At 40.2% G+C, this 6,866-nt stretch carries 9 protein-coding genes and 1 pseudogene; 9 read left to right on the forward strand and 1 reads right to left on the reverse strand.

Features of this window, described 5'->3' with window-relative positions:
• The 3 genes from Aru01_RS17570 to pal all read left to right on the forward strand — a co-directional run.
• Positions 1–433: TonB C-terminal domain-containing protein (locus Aru01_RS17570; RefSeq protein WP_042111709.1), on the forward strand; the 433-nt coding region annotated here is incomplete at its 5' end.
• A 388-nt stretch (positions 434–821) separates the two neighbouring features.
• On the forward strand, positions 822–2,105 hold the full coding sequence (gene tolB, locus Aru01_RS17575; protein ID WP_016655391.1) for a Tol-Pal system beta propeller repeat protein TolB: 1,284 nt from the start codon (positions 822–824) through the stop codon (positions 2,103–2,105).
• Positions 2,106–2,150: 45 nt separating this feature from the next.
• Positions 2,151–2,726 (forward strand): peptidoglycan-associated lipoprotein Pal, encoded by a 576-nt coding sequence (gene pal / locus Aru01_RS17580; protein WP_016655390.1) that lies wholly within the window; start codon positions 2,151–2,153, stop codon positions 2,724–2,726.
• Between the two features lie 60 nt (positions 2,727–2,786).
• Here pal and Aru01_RS17585 read toward each other — a convergent pair whose 3' ends face one another.
• Positions 2,787–2,981, reverse strand: a complete 195-nt coding sequence (locus Aru01_RS17585) for an NF038105 family protein (RefSeq protein WP_016655389.1) — start codon at positions 2,979–2,981, stop codon at positions 2,787–2,789.
• Between the two features lie 177 nt (positions 2,982–3,158).
• Between Aru01_RS17585 and Aru01_RS17590 the strand changes: the two genes are divergently transcribed.
• The 6 genes and pseudogenes from Aru01_RS17590 to Aru01_RS17615 all read left to right on the forward strand — a co-directional run.
• The gene (locus Aru01_RS17590; protein ID WP_016655388.1) at positions 3,159–4,133 is read left to right on the forward strand and encodes a class 1 fructose-bisphosphatase; all 975 of its coding nucleotides are present in this window, start codon (positions 3,159–3,161) and stop codon (positions 4,131–4,133) included.
• An 84-nt stretch (positions 4,134–4,217) separates the two neighbouring features.
• Entirely contained in the window at positions 4,218–4,994 is a 777-nt protein-coding gene (locus Aru01_RS17595) for a TrmH family RNA methyltransferase (RefSeq protein WP_016655387.1), read from the forward strand.
• A gap of 196 nt (positions 4,995–5,190) precedes the next feature.
• On the forward strand, positions 5,191–5,805 hold the full coding sequence (locus Aru01_RS17600; RefSeq protein ID WP_040331085.1) for an RNA polymerase sigma factor: 615 nt from the start codon (positions 5,191–5,193) through the stop codon (positions 5,803–5,805).
• Positions 5,795–6,118: a hypothetical protein gene (locus Aru01_RS17605; protein ID WP_016655385.1), complete on the forward strand. Its 324-nt coding sequence runs from the start codon at positions 5,795–5,797 to the stop codon at positions 6,116–6,118. Before Aru01_RS17600 ends, Aru01_RS17605 begins: the two co-directional genes overlap by 11 nt.
• Positions 6,108–6,521, forward strand: coding sequence for a DUF3106 domain-containing protein (locus Aru01_RS17610; RefSeq protein ID WP_016655384.1), 414 nt, complete (start codon positions 6,108–6,110; stop codon positions 6,519–6,521). The genes Aru01_RS17605 and Aru01_RS17610 overlap by 11 nt, the downstream gene beginning before the upstream one ends.
• 97 nt (positions 6,522–6,618) lie before the next feature.
• A pseudogene (locus Aru01_RS17615) lies at positions 6,619–6,866 on the forward strand (DUF4139 domain-containing protein); the annotation flags it as partial.

The raw sequence follows: 6,866 nt of genomic DNA on the forward strand, positions 1-6,866 counted from the left end.
CAAAGCACAGCAACAGAAAGAAGCTCAGCAGAGAAAAGCTGCTGAAGAAAAAGCTGCTCGTGAACGCGCTGCCGCAAATCGTAATCGCTTGAACAATGAACTCGATAATGAGCTTGCAGACACGAAAAAAGCTTCTGCTCAGGAAAAAACAGCTCAGGCTAAACAAACTGCATCAAATGCAACACGAGATTTTCGTAATAAGGTCGATCGCACTTGGCAACCACCCGTAGGTAAAACGGGTGAAAAAGCCACAGTCAGCGTAACCCTGACAGCGACGGGTCAAGTGGCATCTGTGTTTGTTTCAGCTTCAGACCCTGCTGTTAAAGCCAGTGCAGAAAAAGCAGTTCGTGCAGCCGCACCGTATCCAATGCCGAGTGACCCTGAAGCGCGTCGTTTAGCACAGTCATTTAAATCCACACTCACTGTCAAATAAATTGGCATGATGCAAATACACCCTGTCTCGGCAGGGTTTATTTTTGCCTTAACCTTTTAATACAGCCTTTTATACTGAGATTATTTCAGTGAAAAAAGTTAAATCGAATACAGAGGCAGGTCAAATTCTGCTTTGAAATTGATCTCTAAGCGCTTTTCCACACATGCTTCAGCCCATAGTCAATAACCAATGAGAGCCGAGTCATTTTTTAACATTAAGTCTAGAAAATTACATGACACTATCAGCCGAGTCGATTATGATCATTGTCAATTTATTTTTTCTTCATCCTATATTCATCATTACATGCTTTATATAGATTAAAATTATGTAGTTGTGATACAACCCTAGAATGACTGAACCAACACTTTGTTTGAGTAAATAAGTAACAATGAAGATCTTGTCCCCACGTTTAATCGGTTTAGCAATGATTGTGGCTACGAGCCCAGTCATTTCAACAAGTACTTATGCTCAGCTCTATTTTGAGATTGCCAAAGCTCCTGAGCAAGCACCACAGATTGCTGTCATTCCTTTTAGTAATGATCAATCAGTTTACCCTGTCATTGAACAAGATTTAAATCGTTCAGGACGGTTTAGTAGTAGTTCAAAAAATCTTCCAGCCAGTGCCACACTAAATAATGTCGATGCGCAAAGTTGGAAAGCTGCTGGTGTTCCTTATGTCGTACTTGGTGAAATCAAAAACAATGCCGATGGTAGTTATGCAATTCACTACCAACTTTACGATGTAGACAAGCAAACATATTTACTCAATGAGTTACTTACGGTTCCTGCTTCCCGTCTGCGAGCTGCATCGCATATGATCAGTGATACCATCTACGAAGCTTTGACTGGTATTAAAGGTGACTTTACTGGCCGTATTGCTTATGTACTACGTAATCAAGCAACTCCTGCCGAACGTTATACCTTACAAATTGCAGACACAGATGGTGAGCAACCTAAAACCGTCTTACGCTCCCGTGACCCTATTTTGTCACCTGCATGGACACCTGATGCTAAGAAAATTGCTTATGTTTCATTTGAAACTAAGCGCCCAGCGATTTATCTACAAGACTTAGCTACAGGACAACGTGAAGTTCTAGCCAAATTTGTTGGTTTAAATGGTGCACCAAGTTTTTCGCCAGATGGTCAGCACATGCTCTTTACTGCCTCAATGCATGGCAACCCTGAAATCTACCAAATGGATCTCAATACCCGCCAAGTACAACGCATGACCAATGATAGTGCGATTGATACTGAAGCACGCTATACACCTGACGGTAAATCTTTTATTTTTACGTCGGATCGCGGTGGATCTGCGCAAATTTATCGTTATAACTTTGCAGATAGTAGCGTTAAGCGTTTAACCTTCCGTGGTGCTTTTAATGCTCGAGGCAGTTTAAGTGCTGATGGCAAATATATTGCCTTGGTTCATCGCCCTTCTGGCAGTAATTACAAAGTTGCTATTCAAGAAATTTCAACAGGTGTTACTAATATTTTAACGCCTACAAGTCTTGATGAATCACCAAGTTTTTCACCCAATGGACAGATGGTGGTATATGCCACTCGTGAAGGTAACCGTGGTCTACTTTCAATTATGTCCACAGATGGCCGTTTCCGTATGAATTTACCAAGTGAACAAGGCGAGGTTCGTGAACCTGCTTGGGCCCCGAAATAATTTCAACCTTTACAACAAAGATTTACCTTAAATATGGAGATTACCATGCAGGTACTTAAAACTTTAGCTTTACCGGTTCTTGCTGCAAGCCTAATCATGACAGGTTGTGCAAACCGTAAACCTGTTACTGATGGTAGCAATATCGGGACAACAAACTTAACACCAGGTACTTCTGTGAGCACCGATGGTCTAAGCGAAGATGCTGCAATTAATGCACAAAATTTAGCAGGTGCCTCTGCTAAAGGCGTAACTGAGGAAAACAAGGCTTTCTTAGCTAAGCGTGTTGTCCATTTTGGTTATGACAGCAGTGAACTTTCAAATGTTGACTATCAAACCCTACAGGCTCATGCACAATTTTTACGTGCCAATGCAAACTCTAAAATTGCATTGACTGGTCATACAGATGAACGTGGCACACGTGAATACAACATGGCTTTGGGTGAACGTCGAGCTAAGGCCGTACAAAGCTATCTCATTACCAGTGGGGTAAATGCGAATCAACTTGAAGCTGTAAGTTACGGAAAAGAATCCCCGATTAACTTAGGCCACGGTGAAGCGGCATGGAAAGAAAACCGTCGTGTTGAACTAAATTACGAAGCTGTACCACCATTGTTAAAATAATGTAATAACATATTTTAGCCACAAAAAAGCACCCTAAACGGGTGCTTTTTTTTCACCAACTTATTTCACTGGGTTGATGGCTTCTTCTAAATGTCGATCTTGCATAGATTCAATAAGATCATGTTTATTAAACTCTTTATATTCCGGTTTAACATCATACTCTTTCCATGCATCTTTGACTTTCTCGACACTAATATCTTTGAAATCAATTCCTTCATTTGGTGAAGGCATCTCATCAAATTTCTTTGTAGTCATGATCAGTACTCCTTATACAGCAGCTCCATTTACATCAACATAACAGGTTCTTTTACATATGCAAGTGCAAAATCAGGACAAATACACGCTTAATATTTCTATTTTCAGCTGAACTCATCTAAACTATCCGCTGATTTTTATTCACCCCCAATTTTCGTATCGTGGAGCATCTTTGCTATGGCTTATCGCACATTGTCGCAATATTTATCACAACAAGAAGGCAATTTAACGGCGGAACTAGCTGCTGTTATTGAGCAAATTGCTACAACGACCCAAATCATTGACCAAGATTTACAAAAAGGTGCTTTAGCAGGTGTTTTAGGAAGTGCTGGACATGAAAACGTACAGGGTGAGACACAGAAAAAACTCGATGTAATTTCAAATGATCACCTTATTGAAGCATTACAGTCACACCCAAATGTAGCCGGTCTAGCTTCTGAAGAATTAGATGAATTTACCCCAGCACAAAATGGTGGACAGTATCTGGTTTTATTTGATCCACTAGATGGCTCTAGTAATATTGATATTAATATGTGTGTAGGAACAATTTTCTCAATTCTACCCGCAGTTAATTCACCAGCCCAAGCAGATGATTTCCTCCAAGCAGGCACACAACAAGTTGCAGCAGGTTATGTACTCTATGGTCCATCTACCATGCTTGTACTGACCGTGGGTGCTGGTGTTGTATTCTTCACCTTTGATCCTGAAAGTAAAACATTCTTACTCACCAGTGAAAAAGTTGCTGTTGCTGCAGATACTCAAGAATATGCAATCAACGCATCAAATCAACGTCACTGGGAAGCTCCTGTAAAGCGTTATATCGACGAACTACAAGCAGGTAAAACCTCTGTTCGTGGAAAAGACTTCAATATGCGTTGGGTTGCATGTATGGTAGGAGATATTCACCGTATTCTTTGCCGTAGCGGTATCTTCCTCTATCCATATGACTTAAAAGATCCAAACAAAGCTGGTCGTTTACGCCTTATGTATGAAGCAAACCCAATGAGTATGTTGATCGAACAAGCTGGTGGCGCTTCAACAACAGGTCGTGTACGCATTATGGAAATTCAACCTACTGAATTGCACCAGCGTGTTCCTGTTGTTATCGGCTCTAAAAATGAAGTCGACCTCGTTACTCAATATCATCATTAATACTTAAGCGCTGGGTGATTGAGCTGATTATTTTAATCATCTTGACTTAAATCACCCAGCGCTGTTTTTTCTGGACGCATTGTCATGTCAACGATTTTCTTAGAATCAAAAGACAACCCTAAGATTAAGCATTTACGTGGCTTAATCCTCCAAGCGAGCTACCGTAGAAAACAAAGACAAACTGTACTTGAAGGTACCCATCTGTGTTTGGCTTGGCTTGCTCAAGAGCATCGTATTCACTCTTTATTCAGCACAGAAAAAGCCTTAGAAGACCCTGAATTACAACAAGTTATTGAAGCTTATCAAGGCCATATTTTTATTGTCAGTGAGGCTCAATATCGCGACCTCAGTACCTTAGGAACAACATTACCTTGTTTGGCAATCATTGATTTACCACAAGTTGATGCAGGGATTGACTATACAGTGGATACTCTTATTCTTGAGAATATTCAAGACCCTGGCAATGTTGGGACCTTATTACGCTCAGCTGCTGCAGCAGGTATTCAACAAGTGATTGCAACATCAGGTACCGCAGCACTTTGGTCACCACGCGTTTTACGTGCTGGGATGGGTGCACACTTTTCTGTGCGTTGCTTTGAGAACTATGAAATAGATCAAATTTTACCTAATTTTAAAATTCCGCTCTATGCAACCAGTTCACATCATGCGACAAGTATTTACCAACAAGACTTAAGCGCAGCTTGTGCTTGGATTTTAGGTAATGAAGGTCAAGGCGTTTCTGAATCTGCTTTACAACATGCACAAGCAGTGACAATCCCTCAACCTGGTGGTCAAGAATCTTTAAATGTTGCAATTGCTGGTTCAGTGTGTTTCTTTGAAATGGTCAGACAGCGCCAATAACTTGGGGCTGTATCTCATCATTTTTAAAAAAATTTAATCGTTAAATTATTTTAATTGCAGCAGATTCTTAATAAAAATCATTTAAACTGTAGAAAAATAGTTCATCACGTTGTCAACCAATGCCGTTATTTATACGTTACTTACAAATAGCAGTTTAAACAAAGGTTGACACCCTATGCGGGGATTTTCCATCTCTATGGATCTAGCGCCCAATCAGTCTCATACAGCCAGTGCTTCTAAGAGTACAGCTGAACAACGCCTAAAATTTTTTATGCAAGATGTGACTGGCCGTGCGTTAGTGATGATGGAAAATGCAACACGTGGACAACACGGTATTGCCATGGATTTGGTTCAAGAAGCTTTTATCTCTCTACATAAAGCCTATGCCGATAAAAGTACTGAGGAATGGTATCCACTGTTCTACACTATTTTAAATAACAAATTACAGGACTGGCGACGTAAAGAGGCACGTCGCGCTGCGCCATTTTCACTGTTTCGCAAAAAAAACCTCGAGACAGATGAAGAAGAAGTTATTGATATCGTCGATGAATCTACGCCAGATCCATTAGATTTTTTGGATCAAGCCGTTACTGCTGAAGAGATTCAAGCAGCAATTGCCCAGTTACCACAAAGACAACAACAGGCATTTATGCTTCGTGCCTGGGAAGGTTTTGATACACATACTACAGCACAAATTATGAATTGCTCGGAAGGCAGCGTTAAAACACATTACCACCGTGCGATTCAAGGATTAAGAACAGTGTTATCTCATCTCAATCCAAATTTGAGAGGGTCTGCAAATGAAGAATGATGATCTAAAGAAACAAGTAATTGCCAAGTTAGACCAACTAGCACAACATCATCCCCATAAACCGTTGGTCATGAATCATGTCCTTGAACATATCCAGCAAAAAAAATGGGCAGATCGTCGTGGCTGGAAAATGACGGGTTTTGCCGTTGCAGCTGCTGTAATGGGTATTTTTATCTTACCGAACTCACTTGATCTCAATAAGCAAAACTATGAACAGCAAACTATAGCTTCACCTAAACTTTCCCCTCAAATGGTTGAAGACTTAGAAATGTTATCCGTATTTGCTGAGGATAAATCCACTCATGGTAGCTAGATTAATTTTAATCGCATGTTGTACTTTTGGCTTTTTGCAAACCAGTTTTGCAGGAATCGATCGTTTTTGGTTTTTTTCTAAATCGTCTGATAACAGTAAAAATCAAGATGAAACTTGGGAACAAATGTCCATTGAAGAACAACGTGCACTCATTAAACGTTATCAAGATTTAAAAGAGTTACCAGCAGATCAAAACCAATCTTTGCAACAACGAATGGACTGGTTTACTCAATTACCAGAGCAAGATAAACAAAAAATGCGTGAAGCTTGGCAACAAATGAGTAGTACGGAGCGGGCAGACATGCGTAAAAAACTCGAAAAGGCTACAACAGCTGAACAACGCTCTGAAATCCGTAATCAATATCTACAAAAATACGTTTCAGCCACCTCAATAACCAATTAACCCAGTCTAAGGTGAGCCATGCTCACCTGATCTTTTTAATTCAAATCATCTCCTCTACAATACTGACTATTAAAACGTCATCTATAATCTCATTCTCATGAAAATTAACTCGCTATGTTTATTGTTGTCTGCATTTATTCTGCCTAATTCGGCGCTCTTTGCCTTGAGTTTAAAAGAAGCACCGATTCAACATGTCACGCTATATCCTAATGCTGCAAAAATTGAACGTATCATTGCAGTAAAAGCGGGTGAAAAAGTTGTGAGCCTAGATGGCCTGCCTGCCAATTTCGATATTTCTCAACTACAGTACCAAACGCAAGGTGTAGAAATCAGTGCATTTGTACA

It is taken from the genome of Acinetobacter rudis (assembly GCF_000829675.1).
Lineage (GTDB): Bacteria > Pseudomonadota > Gammaproteobacteria > Pseudomonadales > Moraxellaceae > Acinetobacter > Acinetobacter rudis.

What these genes read in the sequence shown, in the direction of transcription:
- tolB (WP_016655391.1), top strand. Translation starts at nt 822, where the DNA reads ATGAAGATCTTGTCCCCACGTTTAATCGGTTTAGCAATGATTGTGGCT.
- pal (WP_016655390.1), top strand. Translation starts at nt 2,151, where the DNA reads ATGCAGGTACTTAAAACTTTAGCTTTACCGGTTCTTGCTGCAAGCCTA.
- Aru01_RS17585 (WP_016655389.1), bottom strand. Translation starts at nt 2,981, where the DNA reads ATGACTACAAAGAAATTTGATGAGATGCCTTCACCAAATGAAGGAATT.
- Aru01_RS17590 (WP_016655388.1), top strand. Translation starts at nt 3,159, where the DNA reads ATGGCTTATCGCACATTGTCGCAATATTTATCACAACAAGAAGGCAAT.
- Aru01_RS17595 (WP_016655387.1), top strand. Translation starts at nt 4,218, where the DNA reads ATGTCAACGATTTTCTTAGAATCAAAAGACAACCCTAAGATTAAGCAT.
- Aru01_RS17600 (WP_040331085.1), top strand. Translation starts at nt 5,191, where the DNA reads ATGGATCTAGCGCCCAATCAGTCTCATACAGCCAGTGCTTCTAAGAGT.
- Aru01_RS17605 (WP_016655385.1), top strand. Translation starts at nt 5,795, where the DNA reads ATGAAGAATGATGATCTAAAGAAACAAGTAATTGCCAAGTTAGACCAA.
- Aru01_RS17610 (WP_016655384.1), top strand. Translation starts at nt 6,108, where the DNA reads ATGGTAGCTAGATTAATTTTAATCGCATGTTGTACTTTTGGCTTTTTG.